The sequence below is a fragment of the Azorhizobium caulinodans ORS 571 genome (genome assembly GCF_000010525.1).
GTDB lineage: Bacteria > Pseudomonadota > Alphaproteobacteria > Rhizobiales > Xanthobacteraceae > Azorhizobium > Azorhizobium caulinodans.
On the sequence record NC_009937.1, the window covers coordinates 3,525,361 to 3,550,668 of the forward strand.

The following is a 25,308-nucleotide window of genomic DNA, read 5'->3' on the forward strand; positions in this document are numbered from 1 at the left end:
CACCCGCAAGCCCTTGGCCCGAATGCCGATCCCGTTTTCCCGGCGCGGCTGCCGCCCCTGCAACACCGCGCCGCCGCGAACCTTATCCCGTCCCGCTCCGTCAGCCTACGCCGAGCGCCTTCAGCTTGCGATGCAGGGCCGAGCGTTCCATGCCGACGAATTCCGCCGTACGCGAGATATTGCCGCCAAAGCGGTTAATCTGCGCTGCGAGATATTCGCGCTCGAACACTTCGCGGGCCTCACGCAGCGGCAGGCCCATCAGATGCTCGCCGCCATTGCCGTTGGGCAGGGTGGGCACCAGCGCACCCACGTCCGGCGGCAGCATGGAGGCGGTCACCTCCGCATCCGGATCGCCGCCGGCGAGAATCAGCAGGCGCTCCACATTGTTGCGCAGCTGCCGCACGTTGCCCGGCCAGTCATGGGACTGGAGCACGGCCATGGCATCCTCGCCCACCTTGCGGCGCTGAAGGCCCGTCGTCTGAGAGATGAGGTCGATGAAGAAATCCACGAGATCGGGGATGTCCTCCCGCCGCTCGGCCAGCGGCGGCACGCGGATCGGCACCACCGAAAGGCGGTGGTAGAGATCCTCGCGGAAACGCCCGGCGGCGATCTCTTCCTCCAGGTGACGCCCGGTGGAGGAGATGATGCGCACGTCCACGCGCACCTTCTCGCTGCTGCCGATGCGGCTGAAGGTCTGCTCCACCAGCACCCGCAGCACCCGGTTCTGGGTCTCGCGCGGCATGTCGGCGATCTCGTCGAGGAACAGAGTGCCGCCGTGCGCCTCTTCCAGCGCGCCGCGATGGCGCTCGCGCCCTTCCCCCTCCTCCACGCCGAACAGCTCATATTCGAGGCGCTCGGGGGTGATGGCGGCGGCGTTGATGACCACGAACGGCCCCTGCGCGCGGGCGGAGGCCGCATGGATCATGCGCGCGGTCAGCTCCTTGCCGGAGCCCGAGGGGCCGACGATGAGGATGCGGCTGTTGGTGGGGCCGACTCGGTCCACGGTGGCGCGCAACTGCTGGATGACGCTGGAGCGGCCCACCATGGTGTGCGGCTGGGTGAGCTGCTTCAGCTCCCGTACCTCGCGGCGCAGCCGCAGCGTCTCCAGCGCCCGCTCGGTGATGACCACCAGCCGGTCGGCATTGAAGGGCTTCTCGATGAAGTCGTAGGCGCCGCGCTTGATGGCGGCCACCGCCGTCTCGATGTTGCCGTGGCCGGAGATCATCACCACCGGCACCTCGGGGTGCTCGCGCTTGATGATGTCCAGCAATTCGAGGCCGTCGAGGCGGCTGCCCTGCAGCCAGATGTCGAGGAAGATCAGGTTCGGCCGCCGCGCGGCGATCTCGGCCAGCGCGCCATCGGCGTCGCGGGCGGTGCGGGCGGAATAGCCCTCGTCCTCCAGGATGCCGGCGACGAGGCCGCTGATGTCGGGCTCGTCATCGACGATCAGGATGTCATGGGCCATGGATCAGGTCCTCTCGTTCTTGCCGCGCGCGGCGGAATCGGCAGCCGCATCGCGGGCCATGGCGGAAGCGGCGGGCGCCGCGGGCGTGGCAGCCCCGGTCGCCTTGGTTGAGGCATCGGTCGGTTCCGCCTTCGGTCCCTCGGCCTTGAGGGTGAGACGGATCCACGCGCCGCGCCCCTCGGGCGCGTCGTTCAGCTCGATGCCGCCGCCGTGCTCCTCCATGATCTTCCCCACGATGGCAAGGCCGAGGCCCGTGCCCTTTTCGCGCGTCGTCACATAGGGTTCCAGAAGACGGTTCCGGCTCTCCTGCGGCAGGCCGGTGCCGTTGTCGATGATGTCGATCACCAGATCCTCACCCACCCGATTGGCGCTGACGCGGATGCGGCCTTGGCCGCGTACGTCCGGCGGAACGGCCTCGATGGCCTCGGCAGCGTTCTTGAGGATGTTCGTTAAGGCTTGGGAAACGAGGCGGCGGTCGAAGCGCGCGGGCATAGCGGGCGGCACCTCGGAATCAAACACCACCTCGGGATGTCCCACCCGCATGAGGAACACCGTCTGGCGGATGATCTCCGACATGTCCTGGCTGTCCACGACGGGCTTGGGCATCCGGGCGAAGGAGGAGAACTCGTCCACCATCCGGCCGATGTCGCCCACCTGACGGATGATGGTGTCGGTGCACTGGTCGAAGATCTCCCGATCCTGCGTCACGTGCCGGCCGAACTTGCGCTTGAGCCGCTCGGCGGAGAGCTGGATGGGGGTGAGCGGGTTCTTGATCTCGTGGGCGATGCGCCGGGCCACATCCGCCCAGGCAGAGGTGCGCTGGGCCGAGATGAGTTCGGTGATGTCGTCGAGCGTCACCACCCAGCCATGCTCGGCCTCGGGCGATTGCTCGGTGGTGACACGGACCGCGAAGACGCGCTCACGCCCGTCGCGGGTGAGCGTGATGTTGCCCTGAACGCTACGCTGCCGCGCATGCTCGGCCTCTTCCAGGAGGCCCGCCGTCTCCGGCACCACCTCGGCGAGATGCCGGTGCAGGGCCTCCACCTCCGACAGCCCCAAAAGGCGCTCGGCCGAGCGGTTGAGGATGGTGATGCGCTCCTGCGAATCGAGGCCGATGACGCCCGCGCCGACACCGGAAAGCACGGCTTCCGTGAAGCGGCGGCGGCTGTCGATCTGGTCGCGGGCGGTGAGGATGGCCTCGCGCTGGCTGCGCAGCTCGTGGGTCATCTTGTTGAAGGTCTCGGCGAGCGAGGCGAGATCGCCTTCGGCCCGATAGATGGGCACGCGTACGTCGAGATTGCCTTCCGCCACATGGTCGGCTGCCGACATGAGGCGGCGGATGGGCGCCACCAGCCACTTGGAGAAGTTGAGGCCGAGCCAGACCGCGGAGAGCAGCACGATGAGCGTGATGACCGCATACATGAGCGCGAAGGCCACCTGCACGCCGAAGCGCCGCTCCTCCAGCGACCGATAGTCGGCCAGCGTCTCCTGCGTGGTCTTCAGATAGCCGATGACGCGCGGATCGATGAGGCGGGCCACGTAGAGATAGAGGTCGTCATAGTCCTTGAGCGGCACCACGGCGGCCACATAGTCCGCGTCATTGGGCAGATAGATCACCGGCTGATCCGGCGTCGCATCCCCAATGGCGAGGTTGGCGGGGACGATGAATTCGCGGCCGATGTTGACGTTGGCCCGCTCCACCACCGAGAGGTCGCGGCGGATCAGCATGGCGCCCGGCAGGTTCCGCAGCGCCGCCTGCGCAGTGAGGATCTGGTTGAAGCGCGAGCGGTCCCCTTCATAGACCGACTTCAGCCGCGTCAGGTCCGCGCTCATGGCGAGGATGTCGCCCCGGATGTTCAGGGCGTGCTCGCGCACATAGGTCTGGGCGACGGAGACGGAACTCGCCACGATCTCCTGCGTGCGCATGGAGAACCAGCGGTCGAGCCCGCGGTCGAGCGTCAGGCTAGCCACCACCGCCACGAGGATGGCCGGCACCACGGAGACCACCGCGAACAGGCCGACAATGCGGATGTGCAGCCGGGCGGCGGCGCGCCCGCGCGCCCGCGCCTTGGCGATGCGCCAGATCTCGCGGCCGACCATGGCGCTGAGGATCAGCACCGCTGCCGCATTCACCAGCAGCACGCTGATGACCACCTGATGGGTCGGCACCACGGGGGTGAGGCCCATGAGGATGAGGAAGGTGGCGAGAGCCGAGATGAGGGCGAGCAGCACCACTGCCGGGGCGAACAGGCCGAAGGACGAGCCGGACGGCGTCATGGGTCCGTTGTCCGAAGCCTGGTCAAACGCGGCTTGCGTCATGTGTCACGCCACTCCTGGCACGCGGGGGCCGGTCGTCCGGGCCTGCGGCTGTTGCGCCGTCGTCAGGGGCATGCGGTCGGCCCGCAGCCCCCTGAGTCGTTCGGCAGTGATGCAGTGGAACGACACTGGTGCAAAAATGTGACAGGCACCAGCAGCAACGGCAGATTGTTCCCGGTCCCCACACCTAACCGGTGGGAGCGAGTGTCTCCGGCAGGGTCCCCGCCACATCCCCCGGCATGGCACGGCCGAAGAGGAATCCCTGCGCGCGGTCGCAGCCCATCTGACGCAGGATCTGCAAGGCGCCGGTGGTCTCAACGCCCTCCGCCACCACGCTCATGCCGAGGCCGTGGGCCATCTCGATCATGACCCGCACGATCTCCCGCGAACGGCTGTTGTCCACCATGTCGAGGACGAAACTGCGGTCAATCTTCAACACGTCCATGGGCAGACGCTGGAGATAGCTGAGGCTCGAATAGCCGGTGCCGAAATCGTCGATGGCCGTGGTGCAGCCAAGGGCGCGCAGGCGCGAGAGGGTCTCGATGGCGATCTCGGGCTGGTTCAGGATGGCGCTTTCGGTCAGCTCGAAACAGACGCACTGGGGCGGGAGCCCGTGAAAGGCCATCGTCTGGCGCACCCGCTCGATGAGGTCCGGCGCCACCACCTCCGTGGCCGAAAGGTTGATGGCGATGTGCCAGGGGGCCAGCCCATGCGCGCGCCGGCGGACATTCCAGCCGGCGCAGGCGGAGATGGCGGTCTCGATGACCCAGGCCCCCAGCCGCTCCGCGAACCCTCCCGCTTCCGCCAGAGGCACGAACAATGCGGGCGAGACCGGACCGTGCGTCTCGGAATACCAGCGCACCAGAGCCTCGAAACCGACAAGCCCGCCGGTCCGGGCGCTGACCACCGGCTGGTAATGGAGCGAGAGCGCCGATGTCCGCCGCTGGATGACGTCCCGCAGGGCCATCTCCAGTTCCAGCCGCTGCTGGTGCTGCGCCCGCATGTGTTCGGCGAAGTGCAGCAGGTGGCCGTCCCGGCAGTCGCGCGCTGCCATTTCCGCATCCCGCAGGAGATAGGTGGCATCCCCCGGCCGCTCCACCACCCCGAGACCGACCCGAAGATAGAAGCGCCGGCCGCCGCTCTCGATGGCCGAGCGCAGGCGCCCGATGAGCGTTTCCGCGAGTTCCGCCGCCGCTCCCGGCTGCCAGGTCACGACCGTGAACTCGCTCTCGCCGGTGCGACCGAGGCACGCCTCCTGCGGCAGCATCCGGCTGAGCAGGTTGGCGGTCTCCACGATCATGGGCTCCGCCCAGTCGTCGCCGAAGCTCGTCTTGACCACACCGAGGTCGCGCAGCATCAGCACCACCGCGCCGGAGGGCCGGGTCGGCCGTCCGGTGCACAGCCGCAGCAGCCCGGTGCGGTTGCTGAGCCCGGTGTGCATGTCCGTGAACGCCAGCCGCTCCAGCGCGCGGCGGGACGTGATGCGGTCGGAGATGTCGCGGACGAAGGCGCTGAACAGGCGGCGCCCACCGGCGCGATGCTCGTTCACGGTCAGTTCGGCCGGAAAGACGCTGCCATCCGCCCGCAGCGCCTCCACCTCGACGAGCCGGCGCATGATGTGGTTCTCGCCGGTCGCCAGATGGCGCATGAATCCCTGGCGGTGGCGGTCGATGTAATGGGCCGGGATGATCGTCTCGGTCATGGGCCGGCCGATCACCCCCTCGCGCGTGTGACCGAAGATGGCCTCCGCCGCGTGGTTGAACTCGACGATGGCGCCCGCCTCGTCGGCCACGATCACCGCATCGATGGAGGTGTCCAGCATGGCCCGGCGCGCGGCCTCGCTGACCAGACCTTCGGTGCCCGAGCGGGCCAGCAGCCCCGCCAGCACGGCGGCGATGCACTTGAAGGCCTGCCGCTCGACCGCCGTCCACTCATGTTCGGCATCCGGCGTGTCCACGCAGAAGTGGCCCCACCAGCGCCCATGCACCATGACCGGTTCGGTCAGGAACGTGACGACGCCATAGTGGGAAAAGAAGCCGTACAGATAGCCGGTGAGATCGCGCGTCCGGCCGATGATCGTCTCGCCGCGGCGCCGTCGCGCCGCCCATTGCGCCAGAAGGGGATCACCTCCGGCCGCCGTGAGCGGCGGATGGGACCCCTCCGTCATGGCCGGAAAGGCGAGGCCCGGCCGCCGCCAATCGATCACGCAGGTGGCCGCGATGCCCCTGCCCTCGGCCTCGTGCACCTGAAAGAGCGAAACCCGCTGGAGATGGAAGGTGTCAGCGATACGCGCGAGGAGGTCGGGAGAGAGGCACGAGAGGTCGCCGGCTGAATGGGCCGCCGAAAGGACGTCCCCCAGTATGCGCAGCCCGGCCTGCTCCGCCTCGTCCGCCATGCCTTCCCCCCGGAGGCCCGCATGCCCCCGCCGGCATTTTGATACCACATCCTGAATGCCCGCATCACCCGCGATGCCGTCGATGCAGGCCCCTTACAACCGGAGGGTGACAGACATCCCGTACGCCATCAAGGAGATGTCCCGTTCAGCGGCTGGTGCGGATCACCTGGATGTCGAGGTCCCGAATCTTCTTGCGCAGGGTGTTGCGGTTCAGACCGAGCAGCTCCGCTGCCTTGATCTGGTTGCCCCGCGTGGCTGCGAGGGCGGCCGAGAGCAGCGGATATTCCACGTCCCGCAGGATGCGGTGATAGAGGCCCGGAGGCGGCAGATCCTCGCCAAAGCCGGAGAAATACCCGTTGAGATGGCGCTCCACGGAAGCTCCGAGCGTCGCGTCCACGGGCCCGTCCTCGGACAAAGCGCTCGGCGCCGGCTCGGACAGTTCCGCCTCGATGATCGAGGGGGTGATGATCTCCTGCGGATAAAGCGCGGCGAGGCGGCGCACGAGGTTTTCCAGCTCACGCACGTTGCCCGGCCAGCGGTAGCGCTTCAGCCGGTCGAGGGCGGCAGAGTCCACCTGCTTGGCGGGCAGGCCCTCGCGCTCGGCCTGAAGGAAGAAGTGGCGCACCAGATCCGGCACATCCTCGGAGCGCTCGCGCAGCGGCGGCAGGCGCAGCGGCACCACGTTCAGGCGGAAGAACAGGTCTTCGCGGAACAGGCCCTGCTGGATCAGCGTCCGCAGGTCCTTGTTGGTGGCGGCGATGATGCGCACGTCGGTCTTGATGGGCGTGCGCCCGCCCACCGTCGTATATTCGCCCTGCTGGAGCACGCGCAGAAGGCGGGTCTGCGCCTCCATGGGCATGTCGCCGATCTCGTCGAGGAAGAGCGTGCCGCCCTCGGCCTGCTCGAAGCGGCCGGCGTTGCGGGTGGTGGCGCCGGTGAACGAGCCCTTCTCGTGGCCGAACAGCTCCGATTCGATGAGGTCGCGCGGGATGGCCGCCATGTTGATGGCGACGAAGGGACCGTTGCGGCGCTTGCCATAGTCGTGCAGCGCGCGGGCCACCAGTTCCTTGCCGGTGCCGCTCTCGCCCGCGATCATCACGGTGAGGTCGGTCTGCATCAGCCGGGCGAGGAGGCGGTAGATCTCCTGCATGGCCGCCGAGCGGCCGACCAGCGGGATATTCTCCTGCTCGTCGGAGCCGAGCGCGAGCTTCTCCGCCTTCTTCGGCTCGGCGAGCGCGCGGCCGACGATGGAGATCAGCTCCTTCAGGTCGAAGGGCTTGGGCAGATATTCATAGGCCCCGCGCTCGGAGGCGCGGATGGCGGTCATGAAGGTGTTCTGCGCGCTCATGACGATGACCGGCAGGTCCGGCCGCGCCTTCTTGATGCGCGGCAGCAGGTCGAAGGCGTTCTCGTCGGGCATCACCACGTCGGTGATGACGAGATCGCCGTCGCCCTGGCTCACCCAGCGCCAGAGCGTGGCGGCGTTCCCGCAGGAGCGCACCTCATAGCCGGCGCGCGACAGGGCCTGATTGAGCACGGTGCGGATCGCGGCATCGTCGTCGGCGACCAGGATGCTTCCGGTAGGCATGCTCACCTCAGTTGTCCTCTGAAGACCGGCTGCTGCGGTACATGGGCAGCAGGACGCGGAACGTGGTGCGGCGGGGCTGGCTGTCGCATTCGACGATACCGCCATGGTCGCCGATGATCTTCGCCACCAATGCAAGGCCGAGGCCACTGCCGGTGGGCTTGGTGGTCACGAAGGGATCGAAGAGGTGCTGGACGAGATCCTCCGGCACGCCCTTGCCATTGTCCCGCACGCAGAACTCCAGCGGCAGGCTGACCTTGGAGGAGGCGCCGGGCACGGTGAGGCGCACGCCGGGACGGAAGGCGGTGGTGAGGTGGATTTCGCCATCGGTCTCGCTGTCGATGGCTTCTGCCGCATTCTTCACCAGATTGAGGAAGACCTGGATGAGCTGGTCGCGGTTGGCATAGACCGGCGGCAGAGAGGGATCGTAATCCTCGATGAAGCGGATGTGGCGCGCGAAGCCCGACGACGCGAGCGTGCGCACATGCTCAAGCACCGCATGGATATTGACCGGCTCGCGCTCCACGGGGCGCTCGTCGGAGAACACCTCCATGCGGTCCACCAGCTTCACGATGCGGTCCGCCTCGTCGCAGATGAGGCGTGTGAGCGCCCGGTCCTCGTCGCCCGCCGACTGCTCCAGAAGCTGGGCGGCGCCGCGGATGCCGGAGAGCGGGTTCTTGATCTCGTGCGCCAGCATGGAAGCGAGCGCGCTCACGGAACGGGCAGCGCCGCGATGGGTGAGCTGGCGGTCCATCTTCTCGGCGATGGTGCGCTCCTGGAACATCACCACCACATGGCCCGGCCGCTCGGCCATGGGCGCCACATGGATGTCCACGATGCGCTCACCGCCATTGCGCGGCGTGCCGAGATCGACGCGATATTCGTTCACCGAGGAACCGCGCTCGCGCACCTGCTCGATGAGGCTCAGCAGCGGCGTGCCGAAGGGCACGAACTCCGCGAAAGGCCGGCGGCGCAGCAGCGGCACGCTGACCTGAAAGAAGGTCTCGGCGGCCACATTGGCATCGAGAATGCGGCCGTCTTCCGCCAGCGTCACCACCGGATGCGGCACCGCATCCAGGATGGCGCGGGTCAGGGCCTCGCCGTCCGAGGTGCGAGGCTTCAGTTCCGCCTTCATGCGGCCGCCCTCCAGGCGAGTTGGTCGTAAAAGGTGCGGATGCCCGCGATCACAGCGTCGGGGGCCTCCAGAGTGAGGATGCGGCCACGCGCATCCTTGGCGATTTGAGGCGCAGCGCCGGCCGAGGCCGCAGCCGCCTCCAGCGCCCAGCCCACATGCTTGCGGGCCTGCCGCAGGCCGAGCTCGACGCCATAGAGCGCCAGCCAGCCGTCATAGAGTTCGAGCAGCACGTCGCGCTGCTCGGCAAGGTCGGGGTCTGCCGGCGCGCGGCCCGTCCTCCAGTGCTGGGCGACGGCGCCCGGGAACCAGGGCCGCCCCTGCGCCCCGCGCCCGATCATCACGCCGTCCGCGCCGGAAGCGGCCAGCATGGCGGCGGCATCGTGCGTCTGGGTGAGGTCGCCATTAGCGATCACCGGAATGGAGACGGCGTCCTTCACCGCGCGGATGGCCGCCCAGTCGGCGGTGCCGGTGTAGAACTGGCAGCGGGTGCGCCCGTGGATGGTGACCATTGCGATGCCGATCGCCTCTGCACGGCGGGCGATCTCTGGCGCGGTCATTTCAGCGCCGTCCCAGCCGAGCCGGGTCTTCAGCGTGACAGGAACCGAGATGGCCGCGCGCACCGCTTCGAGAATCCGGGTCGCCAGCGGCAGGTCACGCAGGAGGGCCGCGCCCGCCGCACCTGTGGTCACGCGCTTGGCGGGACAGCCCATGTTGATGTCGATGATGGCGGCGCCGGAGGCTTCCGCCAGGCGCGCCGCCTCGGCCATCCAGTGCGGCTCGTTGCCGGCCAGTTGCACGGCATGGATGTCCACGCCCGCGCCTTCGGCCCGCAGCGTCATTTCCGCATGGCCGGTGAGCAGGGCCTCGCTCGCCACCATCTCGGACACCGTCAGCCCGGCCCCGTAGCGCAGCGCCATGCGCCGCACCGGGGCGTCGGTGATGCCCGCCATCGGCGCCAGAAGGACCGGCGCCGCAATGCGGTGCGGGCCGATCGTCAGCGGCGAAAAGGCAGGAAAGGGAGCGGTTTGCACAGAAATTAGGCCATCCATCAGCTGCCTACATTCTAGACATTCGAAGCCGTTGCGCAAGGCCATAGCGATGAAGTTTGCAGGCTTTTTGCCTGCGCCTTGCCCGTGCTGCCCGATGGGGCGGCGGCTCGCTGCCTCCGCATTATCCCTTGCGCCTGCGGCGCGGGCGCTGTTCAACGACGACCAATCGTCCAGCGGGAACCCTCAAATCAATGGCTTGCGCTGTTCTTATCGTCGCTGCGGGCCGCGGCACCAGGGCCGGTGGTGCGGTGCCGAAGCAATACCACAGACTTGGCGGCGAATCTGTGTTGCGGCGCACACTGCTTCGCTTTGCGGAATGCGCAGCCATCGATGTGATTCAGGTGGTCACCCATCCCGACGACGCGCCGCTTTATGAGCAGGCGGTCGCGGGCCTGACCAAAGTGCTGCCGCAGGTGGCAGGTGGCGCCACCCGCCAGCAGTCCGTCCGCGCAGGTCTCGAGGCGCTCGCAGCTTATGGTCCGGAGAGGGTTCTGGTGCAGGACGGCGCCCGCCCCTTCACGCCGCCGGAGGTGATTGCCCGCGCCATCGCCGCGCTGGACGGAAACACCGCCGCCATCCCCGTCCTGCCCGTCACGGACACCATCAAGCACGTGGATGCCGCCGGACACGTGACCGGCACCGTGGACCGCGCCATGCTGCGAGCGGTGCAGACACCCCAGGCTTTCCGATTCGCGGAGCTGCTCGCCGCCCACCGCGCGGCGGCGGACGCCCGGGTGGCCGACCTCACCGACGATGCCTCTGTCATGGAATGGGCGGGGCACACGGTGGCAACCTTTGCCGGAGACAGTGAGAACGTGAAGCTGACCAGCGCCGAAGACCTCGCCCGTGCCGCCCGCATGCTGGCGGACCTGCCCGACGTGCGCACCGGCACCGGCTTCGACGTCCACGCCTTCGGCCCCGGCGACCATGTGATGCTGGGCGGCGTCGCCATCCCCTTTGACAGGGGCCTCGACGGCCATTCGGATGCGGACGTGGGCCTGCACGCGCTCACCGACGCGGTGCTGGGCGCGCTGGCGGATGGCGACATCGGCGCCCATTTCCCGCCCTCCGATCCGCAGTGGAAGGGCGCCACCTCCGACCGCTTCCTCGCCTTCGCCATCGAGCGGGTGCGCGAACGGGGCGGCATCGTCGCCCATCTGGACCTCACGCTGATCTGCGAGGCGCCCAAGGTCGGGCCCCATCGCGATGCCATCCGCGCCGAGATCGCCCGCATCTGCGACCTCCCCCTCGGCCGCGTGAGCGTGAAGGCGACCACCACGGAGAAGCTGGGCTTCACTGGCCGGCGCGAGGGTATCGCCGCCATGGCCTCCGCCACCATCCGCCTGCCGCTGGAGATCGGAGCATGACCGACGAGATCACCGAACGCGCAAGCCGGGTGCTGGACGTCTGCCGGGCGGCGGGCCTGATGGTGGCCACCGCGGAAAGCTGCACCGGCGGCCTCGTCGTCGGGGCGCTCACCGAGATCGCCGGCTCCTCCGACGTGGTGGACCGGGGCTTCGTCACCTATTCCAACGCCGCCAAACAGCAGATGCTGGGCGTTCCCGAGGCCATCCTCGCCGCCCATGGTGCCGTGAGCGAGGAAACCGCGCGAGCCATGGCGCGCGGCGCCCTCGCTGCCTCGCAGGCGCAGCTCTCCGTGGCCGTCACCGGCATTGCCGGACCCGGCGGCGCCACCGAGACGAAGCCCGTGGGGCTCGTCCATTTCGCTGCCGCCAAGAAGGGCGGCATGATCCTGCACCGGGAAGAGCGTTTCGGCGACATCGGCCGCGCCGAGGTGCGCCGCCGCTCGGTTCTGGTGGCCCTCGAAATGCTGGAAACCCTTGCCCGTTTCTGACGGCGGACCCTGACCTTAGGGCACCACCCGCCGACGGCGAACCATCCAAAAGCTGCGGCGATCAGACAAGATCGCCGGGCGCGCCCGCGCCATTCTGTCCGCCGACCGGACCCGGCGGAGCGTGACCCCTTGCCTTCCATCCAGCGCCTCATCGCGCTCCCGCCCGGCCCCGCCGCCTCCAGCTTTCGCACGTCGCCCGCCCCCAATGGGGCGGCAGCAACGGAGAGACCCGCGTGACCGCCGACCTCATTCTCCACAACGGCAAGATCACCACGCTCGACCGGACCAATCCGGTGGCGAGCGCCGTCGCCATCAAGGACGGCACCTTCCTCGCCGTCGGCACCGATGCCGAGGCCATGGCCCATGCCGGCCCCACGACGCGCAAGGTGGACCTCAAGGGCCGCAGCGTCCTGCCGGGTCTCATCGACAACCACCTGCACATCATCCGCGGCGGCCTGAATTTCAACATGGAGCTGCGGTGGGACGGCATGCGCTCGCTGGCCGACGCCATGGACATGCTGAAGCGGCAGGTGGCCGTGACCCCGCCGCCGCAATGGGTGCGGGTGGTGGGCGGCTTCACCGAGCACCAGTTCGCCGAAAAGCGCCTGCCGACCATCGCGGAGCTGAACGCGGTGGCCCCCGAGACGCCGGTCTTCATCCTGCACCTCTATGACCGTGCCCTGCTCAATGCCGCCGCTTTGCGCGCGGTGGGCTACACGAAGGACACGCCCGAGCCTCCCGGCGGCGAGATCACCCGCGATGCCGCCGGCAATCCCACCGGCCTCCTGCTGGCGCGGCCCAATGCGGCGATCCTCTATGCGACCCTCGCCAAGGGGCCGAAGCTGCCTTTTGACTATCAGCTCAACTCCACCCGCCACTTCATGCGCGAGTTGAACCGCCTCGGCGTCACCGGCGCCATCGATGCGGGCGGCGGCTTCCAGAACTATCCCGACGATTATGCGGTGATCCAGAAGCTCGCCGACGACAACCAGCTCACCATCCGCCTCGCCTACAACCTCTTCACGCAGAAGCCGAAGCAGGAGAAGGAGGACTTCCTCAACTGGACGAAGACCTCCAAGTACAAGCAGGGTAGCGACTATTTCCGCCACAACGGCGCGGGCGAGATGCTGGTCTTCTCCGCCGCCGACTTCGAGGACTTCCGCGAGCCGCGTCCGGACATGCCGCCCGAAATGGAAGGCGACCTCGAGGGCGTGGTCCGCATCCTCGCCGAGAACCGCTGGCCGTGGCGCCTGCACGCCACCTATGACGAGACCATCTCCCGCGCCCTCGACGTGTTCGAGACCGTCAACAAGGACGTGCCGCTCGCGGGACTCAACTGGTTCTTCGACCATGCGGAGACCATTTCCGAGCGCTCCATCGACCGCATCGCGGCGCTCGGCGGCGGCATCGCCGTGCAGCACCGCATGGCCTATCAGGGCGAGTATTTCGTGGAGCGTTACGGCGCCGCCGCCGCCGAGGCGACCCCGCCAGTTGCGCGGATGCTCGACAAGGGCGTGAAGGTCTCCGCCGGCACCGACGCCACCCGTGTCGCCTCCTATAATCCGTGGGTCTCGCTTTCCTGGCTGGTCACCGGCCAGACCGTGGGCGGCCTGCGCCTCTATCCCCGCCACAACTGCCTCGACCGCGAGACGGCCCTGCGCATGTGGACGGAGAAGGTGACGTGGTTCTCCAATGAGGAGGGCCGCAAGGGCCAGATCGTCGCCGGCCAGTTCGCCGACCTCATCGTGCCGGACCGTGACTTCTTCTCCTGCCCGGAGGCGGACATCGCCCATATGTCGTCCGACCTGACGATCGTGGGCGGCAAGGTCGTGTACGGCGCCGGCGACTTCAAGGCGCTGGACGACACCCCGCTGCCGCCCGCCATGCCCGACTGGTCGCCGGTGCGTACCTTCAAGGGCTATGCCGCCTGGGGCGAGCCGGAAGGCGCGGGCAAGAACTCGCTGCGCATGGCGGCCGCCTGCGGCTGTGCCAATTCCTGCGGCGTGCACGGCCACCAGCATGCCAATGCCTGGTCGAGCCGGCTGCCGGTTTCGGACCTGCGCAGCTTCTGGGGCGCCCTCGGCTGCGCCTGCTGGGCGGTGTGAGGTGGCGCCCCGCGCCACATCGGCTTGGACGGCGGGCCTTCACCGGCTCGCCCTCCTCGCTCTTTGCGCCGCCTATATCCAGGGGCCGGTGACGAAGCTGCTAGATTTCAACGGCGCCATCGCCGAGATGGTGCATTTCGGCCTCGCGCCGCCGGCCCTGTTTGCGGCCGGCGTCATCGTCTTCGAACTGGTGGCCTCTGCCCTGGTCGTCTTCGGTCCCCTGCGCGGCTGGGCGGCACTGGCGCTCGGCGCCTTCACGCTTGCGGCGACGCTGGTCGCCCTGCGCTTCTGGGACCTGCCCCCCGGCATGGACCGCGCCATGGCGACGAACGCCTTCTTCGAGCACCTTGGCCTTGCGGGTGCGTTCGGCCTCGTCGCCCTCGACAGCTTCAAGATCAAGGGAGGCGGAACGTCCGCATGACCGAAGCCAAACCCGGCGCCTCCGGCTCCATGTTCTCCGCCTTCCGCCATTCCACCTTCACCGTCCTGTGGGCGGCGGCGGTGCTGGGCAATACCGGCACCTTCATGCGCGACGTGGCGAGTTCCTGGCTCGTCACCGGCCTGTCCCCCTCCCCCACCGCCACCGCGCTCATCCAGGCGGCGGGCACGCTGCCCATCTTCCTGCTGGCCATTCCCGCCGGGGTGCTGACCGACATTCTCGACCGCCGCAAATTCCTTATCGGCATCCAGATCTATCTCGGCGCGGTCAGCATCGTGCTGCTGAGCCTTGCCGCAGCTGGCGCGCTCACCATCTGGTCACTGGCCGGGCTCACCTTTCTCGGCGGCATCGGCGCCGCGCTCATGGCGCCCACCTGGCAGGCCATCGTGCCCGAACTGGTGCCCAAGGCCGATCTCAAGGGCGCGGTGGCCCTGAACTCGCTCGGCATCAACATCTCCCGCGCCATCGGCCCGGCGGTGGGTGGCCTGCTGCTGGCCTCGGCCGGCGCCGCCGTCACCTACGGAGCGGACGTGGCGAGCTATGTGATCGTCGGTGCGGCCCTCCTGTGGTGGAAGCGCCCGGCGAAGACCGAGGATGCACTCACCGAGCGCTTCACCGGCGCCTTCGTGGCCGGTCTGCGCTATGCGAAGAACAGCCGCGAACTGCACGTGGTGATGCTGCGGGCGGCGGTCTTCTTCACCTGCGCCAGTTCCGTCTGGGCGCTGCTTCCTCTGGTGGCCCGCCGGCTGCTGGGCGGCGATGCCGGCTTCTATGGCCTGCTGCTCGGCGCCATCGGCCTCGGCGCCATCGGCGGCGCTCTGGTGCTCTCCCGCGTGCGGGACCGGCTGAGCACCGACGCCCTGATGCTGGGCGCGGCGCTCGTCACCGCCGCCGTCATGGCACTGCTCGCCCTCGCCCCGCCGCAGCCGGTGGCCCTTGTGCTCATGCTGGCGCTGGGCGCGGCCTGGATCGTCGCCCTCACCACCCTCAACAGCACGGCGCAGGCCATCCTGCCCAACTGGGTGCGCGGGCGCGCCCTCGCCATCTATCTCACCGTCTTCAACGGCGCGATGGCGCTGGGTAGCCTCGGCTGGGGCTCGGTGGCCGATGCGGTGGGCATCCCGGTCACCCTGTTCGCGGGGGCCGTGCTGCTCCTGGTGGCCGGCCTCGGCATGCACCGCCTGCCGCTGCCGAAGGGCGAAACGGACCTTGCGCCGTCCAACCACTGGCCCGAGCCTCTGCTGGCGGTGGAACCGGAGAACGACCGCGGTCCGGTGCTGGTGACCATCGAGTACCAGATCGCACCCGAGGATCGTGTCGCCTTCCTTGACGAGGCCCATCGCCTCTCCCGCGAGCGGCTGAAGGACGGCGCCTATGCCTGGGGCATCACGGAGGACGCGGCCGCGCCTGAACGTCTGGTGGAATGGTTCCTTCTCGGCTCGTGGGCGGAGCATCTGCGGCAGCACCGCCGGGTGTCCAATGCGGATGCGGACATCCAGAAGCGCCTGCACCGCTTCCATCGCGGCGAGGCGCCGCCCGTGGTTCGGCATCTTCTCGGGTTGGAGAGCGCCTAGAATCCGGAAATAAGAACATGCGGCGTCGTTTCGCCGCTGGGCAGCGGGTGGGCGGAGCCTTCGGGTTCCGCCCCCCGCCCACCGCCCAAGTGGAGGAAGGCTGTGACTGCGCCTTTGATTGCGTTCATTGACGATGACCCCGCCATCGGCGAGGCCATCGCCAATTTCTTTGCTGCCTATGATTATGAAGCGGCGGTCTTCAACGACGCCGAGACGTTTTTGGCGTCAACGGCCATCGATCGCGCCGACTGCATCATTACCGACGTCCGACTCGGCGGCATGTCCGGGCTTGATCTGCTGGACCGGCTGCGGGCCCGTCCCGCCTGTCCTCCCGTGATCGTGATCACCGCATTTCCCCAGGATGCGATCCGCAACCGCGCCTTGTCGGCCGGAGCCACGGCCTTCTTCCTGAAGCCGTTACCGATGGACGAACTGCTGACCAGCGTCATGCAGGCGCTTGCAAAGGGTTTTGACGGGACGCAATGATGCCGCTTCGGCATGATCATTCCGAGCGGCCATAGCGCACCGCAGCCATGACGCCTGTTCCCCCTTCACGCGCCGACCGCTCTTCGCCGGGCGAGGTTCTGCGCGCCGGTCCGCTGGAGATCCATGCCACCGCGCGGCAGGCCTTCGTCAACGGCGCGCGCATCACCCTCGGCAGCCGGGCGTTCGACCTTCTGCTGATGCTCGCGGAGGCCGCGGGCCGGGTGGTGTCCCACGACGAGATCCAGGCCCGGGTGTGGCCGAACCGGCATGTGAGCGAGACCAATCTGCGGGTGCAGGTTTCAACGCTCCGGCGGGCGCTGGGCGAGGCCCGCCACGTCGTCAGCACCGTGCCGGACCGGGGCTACGCCTTCACCCCCTTCGGCCAGCACGCGCCGGAGCCGGACGACGCCCCCGTGCCGGGCGATCATGTGGTGCATGTGGTGGACGACGAGGCGGACATGCGCGACGCCCTCGAAGGGCTGCTGATGGCGTCCGGCTGGCGGGTGCGCACCTACGGATCGGTGGGTGCCTTCCAGGAAGCTCTGACGGCCCAGACCGCCGGCTGCCTGATCCTCGACGTCAGCCTGCCGGGCGAGAATGGCCTCGAACTCCAGCGCCGGCTGCTCGCCCTTGGCCTCAGCCTGCCCATCGTGTTCCTGAGCGGGCGGTCCAACATTCCCATCGCCGTGGAAGCCATGAAGGCGGGGGCAATCGAATTCCTCACCAAGCCCGCCGCCGGCGAGGACATTCTCGCCGCGGTCGCGCGGGCCATGGCACTGGCCCTGTCGGAACGCCCCCAGAGCCCTGCTTGAGGGGGCAACCGTCCTAATTGACGTGCGCGCGCTTCCACTGGCCCGGCGGCAGGCCGGTGTGGGCGCGGAAGACCCGCGTGAAATGGCTCTGGTCCGCGAAGCCCACTTCCATGGCGATGTCGGCGAGGCTGCCGTGCCGGTCCAGCATCAGTTCCTGCGCCCGCCGCACACGGGCATTCATCTGCCACTTGTGCGGCGGCATGCCGGTGGCGATCCGGAATTCGCGACCGAAGTGCGACTGCGACTGCCCCAGCAGCGCCGACAGATCGGCGAGCGGAATATCCTCCGCCAGATGATCCATGATGAAGTCGGTGACCCGCCGCAACTGCCAGGGCAGCAGCCCACCGGAGGTGGACGGCTCGCGCGGGCTGAACAGGGCGACGAACAGCGCCGTGGCAAGGCTGTCGCAATAGAGCTGGCTGCCGGGGTCGGTGCCATCGCTCATCCGCGCGAGAAGATCCGCGCAGTGCCAGATGCGCGGATCGCGGAACATCACATTGGCTTCCGTCGGCTCGGACAGTGGCTGGCCGATGATCTGCGACACCGTTTCGGTGTCGAAGGCCAGCACGGCGCGCCGGTAGAGGCTGATGCGCGAGCAGCTTTCCCACGCACAGGTGCCAGCCGGCAGGAAGCTCATATGGTTGGGGCGCACGCGCTGGGCCGTGGGGCGGCAGGGCGAGAGGGAGACCTCGGTGGCGCCACCCACCTCGTCCAGCGCCACCGTGAGAAGGTTGCGCGAAGTGTCGAGTTGCTCCTGCCAACCCTCGGCATCGCGCCGCCGGTCGAACTGCGCGACGATGCCTCCGGTGAGGCCGAGCTGAGATGTCTCGCGGCTGTCTTCAGCCTGCCCCCGCGCGGACCAGCCTGAAGCTTCCGGCATAGGTTGTGGCATCGTGCTTCCCATATCAATCTCTCGATCGGGGAGAGACTAGGCGGGACCGGCGCCGAACGGGCGTGAAACGATGTGAAATGAGGGCCCTCTTCCGCACCATGGTGCGGTCGCCACCCCAACATCACCGCTGTGATGCCGCGCAGTGACGCCTATCCCTCTTCCGGGTCAGTCGATGGGCCGCCCGTTCGTCTCGACGGCGAGGAAGACGAAGGCGCCCGAGACCAGCACCATGCAGCCGGCAAAGAACAGGAAGGCCGGTGCCGCCGCCGCCGCGGAGAAGGCCGGCGACACCACGTTCGAGCTGCCGGCGATCAGCGCCAGAGCCAGCGGCCCGATGATGCGGCCGACGCCCGACGCCGCCTGCGCGAGCCCCGCCGCCCGCGCGCCCAACCGCGCCCCATATTGCTCGATGGCGTAGGGCGCACTGTTGGCGAGGCCGCCCTCGCAGAAAAAGGCAGCGCAGGAGAGCGAGATGAGCGCCATGGGCACGCCCGCCACGGTGCGGCCGCCCGAAAGGGAGACGCAGGCGAGCGCCACGGCGGCGAGGAGCGCGAGGACGATGCCCAGCGGCCGGCGGCCGGTGAAGGGCACCACCACCGCCGTGGACAGGCGCCCGAGGATGCCGCAGCCGGAAATGATGACGAAATAAAGCGCGGTGCCGCCCACCGACCGGCCGAGTTCGGCGGACATGATGGTGGGACCCCACAGATAATAGCCGAACACCACGGTCAAGGCCGCGGCGTTCACGATCACCACCTGCCAGAAGATGCGCGGGCGTTCATAAAGATCGCCGAGCGACCGGATCAGCCCCCGCCCCTTCTCAACCTGCGGCGCGGCCGCGCCCGCCTGCCCCGGCTCGCCCACCAGAGCCATGGCCTGCGAGATGCGCCCCACGGCCACCAGCCAGCGCAGGGATTCGGGCACGAACAGCGCGGTGAGGAGCGCGGGGACAAGCGGCATGAAGCCGAGCAGTGCCACCCCCCGCCAGCCCAGCGTCTCGATCAGCAGCCCGCTCGACAGCGCTGCCACCAGAATGCCGAGGCTGGAGAAGACCATGAACAGGCTGCCGACCCGCGTGCGGTGCCGCGTGGGGGTGACCTCCACCACCAGCGTGAGCACCGGCGTCGCGGAAGCCGCGAGCCCGAAGCCGACCAGGATGCGCAAGGCGACGATCAGCTCCCACCAGCCCTGCGGCACGAAGGCGATCAGGCCGGCGGACAGGCCGCAGATGATCGTGCCCGATATGATCTGGCGCTTCCTGCCGCGCGCATCGGAGACGCTGCCCCACAGCAGCGCGGCGAGGATGGAACCGACGCCGCCGCCATAGAGGATCATGGCCGACTGGCCGTAGCTCAGGCCCCATTCCGGCCCGATGACTGCGAGGATGAAGCCGATGAGGAAGAAATCGGCGAAATCGAGCGTCGCGACCCCGGCCAGCACCGCAAACGTGGTCCAGTAGCGCGGACCCATCGCCTGACCGTCGTAGCGGGCCACCAGTTCCGCGGCAGTCGGATCGGCGGCGGAACGGCGTGTCATGGGTGGTCGCCCCGGGGAAACGAGAAGAAGAAGCGTGTGCCGGTCGGACCGGTGTCCACGCCCAGCGTACCGCCATGGGCTTCCACGACGGAACGGCAGATGGCAAGCCCCATGCCCATGCCGTCCGGCTTTGTGCTGAAGAAGGGATCGAAGATGCGCGCCACCTGCTCGGGCGGAATGCCCTCGCCGGTATCGGCCACCTCGATCTCCATGAAGGCATCGGCCTGGCTGCGGGTGGTGATGCTCAGCGTGCGGGCCCCGCTCGACCCGCGCATGGCCTCGATGGCATTACCCGCGAGATTGATGACCACCTGCTGAAAGAGCGCGCGGTCGCCATGCGCGATGCGCTCGGAGGGCGAGAGCGTCCGCCGCACCAGGACCTGCGCCTTGCGCAGGCGGTCGGCAAGCAACGCGATGGCCTCGTCTACCGCATCCGGCACATCGAAGGGCGCCATGTGGGCATCGGACTTGGCCGAGATGGAGCGCAGGCCCCGGATCACGTCCCCCGCCTTGGTCCCCTGCGCGGCGATGCGGGCCAGCACCTGCTCGGCCTGATCGGCGCGGGGCGGCGAGCGCTTCAGCCACTGGATGCCAGCGCTGGCATTGGCAACGATAGCGGCCAGCGGCTGGCTGATCTCGTGGGCGACGGAGGCCACCAGTTCGCCCATGGTGGTCAGCCCCGCCACCCGCTCCAGCTCCGCCTGAGCCGCCCTCAGGCGCTCGTCGGCGCGATGCTTTTCGGTCACGTCCATCACCGTGCCCACGAAGTCGCCCCGGCTCTCGGCGGCGCTCAGCATGGCGGGGATGATGCATTCGATGTGGCGCACCTCCACGCCGGGCAGGACAATGCGGAACTCGACGGAGGCGCTCTGGACGCTGGCCCGCACCGCGTGGATCGCCGCCTTGAGCCGCGCCTTGTCCTCGGGATGCACGCGGGACCAGAAGAGCTGGAAGCTCGGTTTGTGTTCGAGCGGGTCGAGCCCGAGGATGCGGAACAGTTCGTCGGACCACAGGATGGTGCGATTGGCCGCTTCCCAGTACCAGCTGCCGATCTGCATCATGGACTGCGCCGCCGCCAGCACCGCGCGGCTGCGGCGCAGTTCCTGCTCGATGGTCTTGCGGCGGGCGATGTCGGTCTGGAGCTCCGCATAGAGCCGGGCATTCTCCAGCGAGATGGCCGCCTGCGAGCCGAGAACCTCCAGAAGGGCCTGGCGGCTGGCGCTGAATGCGTCCGGCAGGTGGGCGTTCTCCAGATAGAGCACGCCGACCACCTCTCCCCCCTTCTTCAGGGGCAGCGCCAGCACTGCGCGCGGGGCATGGGCGAAGAAGGGATCGTCACCGAACTCCGGCGTCTCGCGGACATCCGCCAGCATCAATGTGGTCCGGGTGCGCAGCACCACATTCACGAGGGAGACCGGGAACGGGCACTGGTAGAGGCCGACCTCGCTCATCCAGACATGCAGGCCGCCCGCCTCGCTGACCGCGCTCGCCGCCGCATAAGGTCGGCCATCCCGCACCAGGGTCAGCAGGCCCCGGTCAGCGCCCGCATGCTGCATGGCAAGAGTGAGCAGGCGCTCGATCAGCTGGGGCAGCACGATCTCGGCGGAGAGGGCGCGGGAGCCGTCGAGCATGAGGGAGATGTCGAGATCCGCCTCCAGCCGGGGGACCGCGGGGTCGGACTGGACGATGCCGCCCGAGCCGCTGCCCAGTTCGGCGGCCTTGGCATGCGCCCCCCACACCTCATAGGCGGAAGCCGCATAGCGACGGAAGGCGGAGGCGATGAGCCCGTGGCCCCGGCTGGCGTGGAAGCGCGCGGCGCACTCGCTCGCCAGCGCCTCGTGGTGGGACAGCCCGAGGGTGCGCGCGCCCTGCACGGCCCGCTCATAGAGCGTCATGGCCTCCACGTCGCGGCCATCGAGGCGCGCCGCCTCGGCCGCGAGCAGCCGGGCGCCGCCCTCGAAATTGGACGGACTGTGCGCCGCCCAATGTGCCATCTGGGCGGCATGGCGCCGGAAAGCATCGCGCCACGGCCCCTCTTCGCCGGCCGCACGCGGCAGGGAGAGAGCAAGCCCTCCGAACAGGGCCAGAACGGCCGTTTCAAGGAAGTAGGGACAGGTCCAGGCGTAGTGCTCGGCCTTCTCCCGGGCCTGCGCGGCCTCGGCAAAGCGGCCCGACAGCACGCAGCACTGAAGCTTGCGCGTCCAGTAGCAGAAGGCCGCCACCGCGAGGCGCGGATCGGCCTCCAGAAGCGCCTCGGTGGCCGCCTCCTCCTGTGGATCTGCCGCGATGCCGCGGCGGATCTGCTGCACCATGCGCGCCTGCGCCTTGAGGATGAGCTCCACCCGCACCAGCCGGACACCGGCCGCATAGGCAAGGCCGCGCTCGATCTCGGCCTCCACGGCGACGAGAGGCTCGCCGGCGCTCAGCATGTTGGTGACGAGGTTGTTGCAGGAGTAGGCGGCGAAGTTCGCATCGCCGGCGGCGAGCGCGCTGTCGAACGACTTGCGGATGAGATCGCGCCGCTCCGCCAGCGGCCGCGTCCAGGGCGAGACGAGGCTGCCGAAGCACATCTCCACCTTGGCGCGGAAACGCTCGAAGCCCCGCCGGTTGACGAGATCAAGACCGAGCTGGCCGAGCGCATGCGCCAGCGCATAATCACCGAAGGCCGGACCGATCACCATGGCCGCATGCTCGAAGGCAAAGGCGGCGGCGTCACACAGGCCGTGCTCCAGCACGAGATTGACCATGCGCAACGGCACGAGATCGTGCAGCCGGCGGTCGATGAAGGAGGCGGGCGATGTCACCTCCACCAGCACCTCCATGGCCGCCAGTCGTAGCGGGTCCGTGAGGGCGGGGGCGTCGATGAGCACGCCGACCGGCTGCGTGCCCAGCCGCGACACGAGGCTGCGATACTCCTCTTCCACCGTGTCGCCGGGAGCAAAACTCCAGGCGGGGCCGAGGCGGGAGAGGAAGCCGAGCCCGGTGCGCACCGCCTCGTCCGACCGGTCGAGTGCAGTGAGGAGGGACACCTGCAGGCGCGTCGCGAGCGCGGCATCCACCAATTCCTCGGCATGGACACCTGCGGCCGCCAGTTGAGCCTCCGCATAAGCGTGCTCGCCATGCATGGCGGCACACTCCGCGCCGAGAACGGCCAGCTCGAAGCTGGTGCGATAGCAGGTGTTCCAGCGGTCCTGCGGCAGCAGGGCGGTTGCGGTGCGTACGAGGCCAAGGGCCGCCTCGTAGCTGCCGGAGCGGCGGGCGCGGCGGGCAGCATCGAGGTAAAGCTCCGCCACCGCGAGACGCTCGTTGGCATCCTCCAGAAGCCGAAGGCACAGACCATACTGGTCAACGGCATCGAACAGCCGCGCCGCGGCCCCTTCGCGCACCGCCCCGGCCAGCACCCGGGCAAGGCCGAGATGCCACGTCGCGCGGCTGGACGGATCGATCAGCTGATAGGCGGCATCGCGAATCTTGTCATGGGCGAAGCGATGGCCGGTGGGCGTCGCGATGACATATCCCGCCTCCACCGCCTTGCCGAGCGCCGGCTCCAGCGCGCCGCCATGAACCGGCTCGACCGTGGCCAGCAGTTCGGCATCGAACTGCGAGCCGAGGCTCGCGAGGAACATCAGCAGCTTCTGGAGATCCGGCTCAAGCCGCAGAATCTTGCCGGCGATGAGCGTCGCCACGTTGTCAGCGATGCCCGCGGCGGCGATCACCGCCGCATCCCAGACCCAGCGCCCGCTGGCCGGATCGAAGCTCAGGCCGCCGCGGTGAGCGAGGACGGAGAGGAACTGGCAGACGAAGAAGGGATTGCCACCGGTCTTCGTCCAGACGAGTTCCGCCAGTCCGCCGACCGCGCTCGTCGGAGCACGCAGCAGGCCGGCGACGAGATCCCGCGTCTCCGCCACCGAGAGCGGCACCAGATCCATGGTCTCGATCCGGCGGTGGCTGGCAAGGCGCAGGAGTGCCATCTCCTGCGAGGGGCGCGCGAGCCCGAGGAAGAGAATGGGGGCCGGCGTCTCCGCGCCGAGCAGTTCGCCGATGAAATCCAGCGTGGCGACGTCCGCCCACTGCACGTCATCGATGACCAGGACGAGGAAGTGGCGCTGCCGCGCGAAGCCGGCAAGAACACCCGCCAGCAGGCGATGGACGCGCGCCCGCGTCTCCATGAGTGGCAGCGACGCCGGACGAGACGGGACGGCCACCAGCGGCGCGAGTTCGGGCACGAGATCGAGCAGGAAAGCGACGTCGTCGCCGAAGGCATGAGCCCAGCCGGCGGCGAGCGCTTCCAGCGCCTCCGGCGCCGCCGCCAACGCGCGGATCACCAGCGAGCGCAAGGCGGCTCCGAGCGCCGCATAGGGCTGATCGCGCGGCTCGCACTTGGCGGTGGCGAACCAGGCCATGTGCGGCTCCACCCGGCGCTGGAAGGCGGCGGCGAGCGCACTTTTTCCCGCCCCGGCCTCCGCCTGAACGAGGACACCCTCGGCCCGGCCGTCGGCCGCAACGCGGGCGGCGGCGGTCGTCAGATGGGCGAGTTCGGACGTGCGGCCGAGAAAGCGCTGGGGCGTGGGGTTGCCCAGCAGCACCTCGCTCTCGCCGGGCACGAAATCCGGAATGGTGCCCTTCTGCCGCAGCGTCGCCACGCACCGCCGCAGATCCTGCTCCAGCGTGGCGGCGCTCTGGTATCTGGACGCAGGCTCCTTGGCCAGCAGCTTGACCACGATGGCGGAGACCGCCTCGGGCAGATCGGCCCGCTCGCGCGGCGGGGCCGGCACCCGGGCCACGTGGGCATGGATCCACTCCATCCGGCGCTGGGCATGAAACGGCAGCACACCCGCCAGAAGCTCGTAGAGCACGACGCCGAGACTGTACAGATCGGACCGCTCGTCCACGATCCGTCCGGTGCGGCCCGTGTGTTCCGGCGACATGTAAGGCAAGGCATCCGCGCTGGGATCGGTCAGCCCGCCCTCGGGCACCTGCCCGCGTGCCGTGGCATGGGCAAAACCCGTCAGCCAGACGCGGCCACCATCCGCCCGCGCCAGGATATGCGCCGGCCGGATGTCCCCATGGACAACGCCCGCCGCATGCATGGCCCGCACCGCTGCCGCAAGTTCCGCCGCCAGCGCGAGGCGCGGAAGCAGGACGGGGCAGGCATTCGCCGCCTGCCGGAACGGCACCGCGCCGGGATCGCCGAGCACCAGCGCGAGGCGCCCGTCCTTCCGGCTCAGACCTTCGGGAATGAGCGCCCAGTCGCTGGACAAATGCCGCCGGAAGGCGAATTCCTGCTCCAGAACCTGCGCGCCACGGGCATCGTCGCCGTCCCAGACCTTCACAAGCACCGGCCGTCCCCTCTCCAGCATCGCGCCGTAGAGTGGGGTCTCTCCAGCCTCGAGGAGGGAGAAACTTTGCGTATCGAGCACGGGCCGTCGATCCGGCCGCCGGAAGGGCGGCATTGGGGTTCAGCGCGCGGGCCATTCCGCTGCCGGGCTCAGGCACAAGGCCCCAGCCAGCTCTTCATCTAGCAGGTTTGTCCCGCTCCCGCCCATCCAGAGGAAGGCGGCGGAACCCCTTGAAAAAGATGCGGCCGCGCCGCAGGGCGGATTGGCGCGGCCGCAACCTTCATCGGGAGGTGATGAAGGCATTCAGGGGACGAAGTCCTGCCGC

Annotated in this window: 16 protein-coding genes; 7 read left to right on the plus strand and 9 right to left on the minus strand. The window is 68.9% G+C overall.

The window, feature by feature from the left end:
- Positions 1–100: 100 nt before the first annotated feature.
- The 6 genes from AZC_RS15905 to dusB all read right to left on the minus strand — a co-directional run bounded on the left by AZC_RS15905 (position 101) and on the right by dusB (position 9,945).
- Positions 101–1,465: a sigma-54-dependent transcriptional regulator gene (locus AZC_RS15905; protein ID WP_012171607.1), complete on the minus strand. Its 1,365-nt coding sequence runs from the start codon at positions 1,463–1,465 to the stop codon at positions 101–103.
- A 3-nt stretch (positions 1,466–1,468) separates the two neighbouring features.
- The gene (locus tag AZC_RS15910; protein ID WP_012171608.1) at positions 1,469–3,784 is read right to left on the minus strand and encodes a sensor histidine kinase NtrY-like; all 2,316 of its coding nucleotides are present in this window, start codon (positions 3,782–3,784) and stop codon (positions 1,469–1,471) included.
- Between the two features lie 184 nt (positions 3,785–3,968).
- Positions 3,969–6,176, minus strand: a complete 2,208-nt coding sequence (locus AZC_RS15915; protein ID WP_012171609.1) for a putative bifunctional diguanylate cyclase/phosphodiesterase — start codon at positions 6,174–6,176, stop codon at positions 3,969–3,971.
- Between the two features lie 145 nt (positions 6,177–6,321).
- On the minus strand, positions 6,322–7,764 hold the full coding sequence (gene ntrC / locus AZC_RS15920) for a nitrogen regulation protein NR(I) (RefSeq protein WP_012171610.1): 1,443 nt from the start codon (positions 7,762–7,764) through the stop codon (positions 6,322–6,324).
- 7 nt (positions 7,765–7,771) lie between these two features.
- The gene (locus AZC_RS15925) at positions 7,772–8,896 is read right to left on the minus strand and encodes a two-component system sensor histidine kinase NtrB (protein ID WP_012171611.1); all 1,125 of its coding nucleotides are present in this window, start codon (positions 8,894–8,896) and stop codon (positions 7,772–7,774) included.
- The gene (gene dusB, locus AZC_RS15930; protein WP_081434007.1) at positions 8,893–9,945 is read right to left on the minus strand and encodes a tRNA dihydrouridine synthase DusB; all 1,053 of its coding nucleotides are present in this window, start codon (positions 9,943–9,945) and stop codon (positions 8,893–8,895) included. The genes AZC_RS15925 and dusB overlap by 4 nt, the downstream gene beginning before the upstream one ends.
- A 191-nt stretch (positions 9,946–10,136) precedes the next feature.
- On the opposite strand from dusB, the gene AZC_RS15935 reads away from it, so the two are divergent.
- The 7 genes from AZC_RS15935 to AZC_RS15965 all read left to right on the plus strand — a co-directional run bounded on the left by AZC_RS15935 (position 10,137) and on the right by AZC_RS15965 (position 17,216).
- On the plus strand, positions 10,137–11,312 hold the full coding sequence (locus AZC_RS15935) for a bifunctional 2-C-methyl-D-erythritol 4-phosphate cytidylyltransferase/2-C-methyl-D-erythritol 2,4-cyclodiphosphate synthase (RefSeq protein ID WP_012171613.1): 1,176 nt from the start codon (positions 10,137–10,139) through the stop codon (positions 11,310–11,312).
- Positions 11,309–11,800 carry a CinA family protein gene (locus tag AZC_RS15940; protein ID WP_012171614.1) on the plus strand — a complete coding sequence of 164 codons (492 nt, stop codon included), beginning with the start codon at positions 11,309–11,311 and terminating at the stop codon, positions 11,798–11,800. The genes AZC_RS15935 and AZC_RS15940 overlap by 4 nt, the downstream gene beginning before the upstream one ends.
- Positions 11,801–12,033: 233 nt before the next feature.
- Positions 12,034–13,905 carry an amidohydrolase gene (locus AZC_RS15945; protein WP_012171615.1) on the plus strand — a complete coding sequence of 624 codons (1,872 nt, stop codon included), beginning with the start codon at positions 12,034–12,036 and terminating at the stop codon, positions 13,903–13,905.
- Between the two features lies 1 nt (position 13,906).
- The gene (locus AZC_RS15950) at positions 13,907–14,326 is read left to right on the plus strand and encodes a DoxX family protein (RefSeq protein WP_012171616.1); all 420 of its coding nucleotides are present in this window, start codon (positions 13,907–13,909) and stop codon (positions 14,324–14,326) included.
- Positions 14,323–15,918, plus strand: coding sequence for an MFS transporter (locus AZC_RS15955; RefSeq protein ID WP_012171617.1), 1,596 nt, complete (start codon positions 14,323–14,325; stop codon positions 15,916–15,918). Before AZC_RS15950 ends, AZC_RS15955 begins: the two co-directional genes overlap by 4 nt.
- Before the next feature lie 102 nt (positions 15,919–16,020).
- Positions 16,021–16,404, plus strand: a complete 384-nt coding sequence (locus AZC_RS15960; RefSeq protein WP_012171618.1) for a response regulator transcription factor — start codon at positions 16,021–16,023, stop codon at positions 16,402–16,404.
- A 47-nt stretch (positions 16,405–16,451) separates the two neighbouring features.
- Positions 16,452–17,216, plus strand: coding sequence for a response regulator (locus AZC_RS15965; protein ID WP_012171619.1), 765 nt, complete (start codon positions 16,452–16,454; stop codon positions 17,214–17,216).
- 13 nt (positions 17,217–17,229) lie between these two features.
- On the opposite strand, the gene AZC_RS15970 is transcribed toward AZC_RS15965, so the two are convergent.
- From AZC_RS15970 to AZC_RS15980, 3 genes are all read right to left on the minus strand, one after another.
- On the minus strand, positions 17,230–18,096 hold the full coding sequence (locus tag AZC_RS15970) for a helix-turn-helix domain-containing protein (RefSeq protein ID WP_052285957.1): 867 nt from the start codon (positions 18,094–18,096) through the stop codon (positions 17,230–17,232).
- 177 nt (positions 18,097–18,273) lie between these two features.
- Positions 18,274–19,644 carry an MFS transporter gene (locus AZC_RS15975; protein ID WP_012171621.1) on the minus strand — a complete coding sequence of 457 codons (1,371 nt, stop codon included), beginning with the start codon at positions 19,642–19,644 and terminating at the stop codon, positions 18,274–18,276.
- Entirely contained in the window at positions 19,641–25,064 is a 5,424-nt protein-coding gene (locus AZC_RS15980; RefSeq protein WP_158304126.1) for a trifunctional serine/threonine-protein kinase/ATP-binding protein/sensor histidine kinase, read from the minus strand. The genes AZC_RS15975 and AZC_RS15980 overlap by 4 nt, the downstream gene beginning before the upstream one ends.
- Positions 25,065–25,308 lie beyond the last annotated feature (244 nt).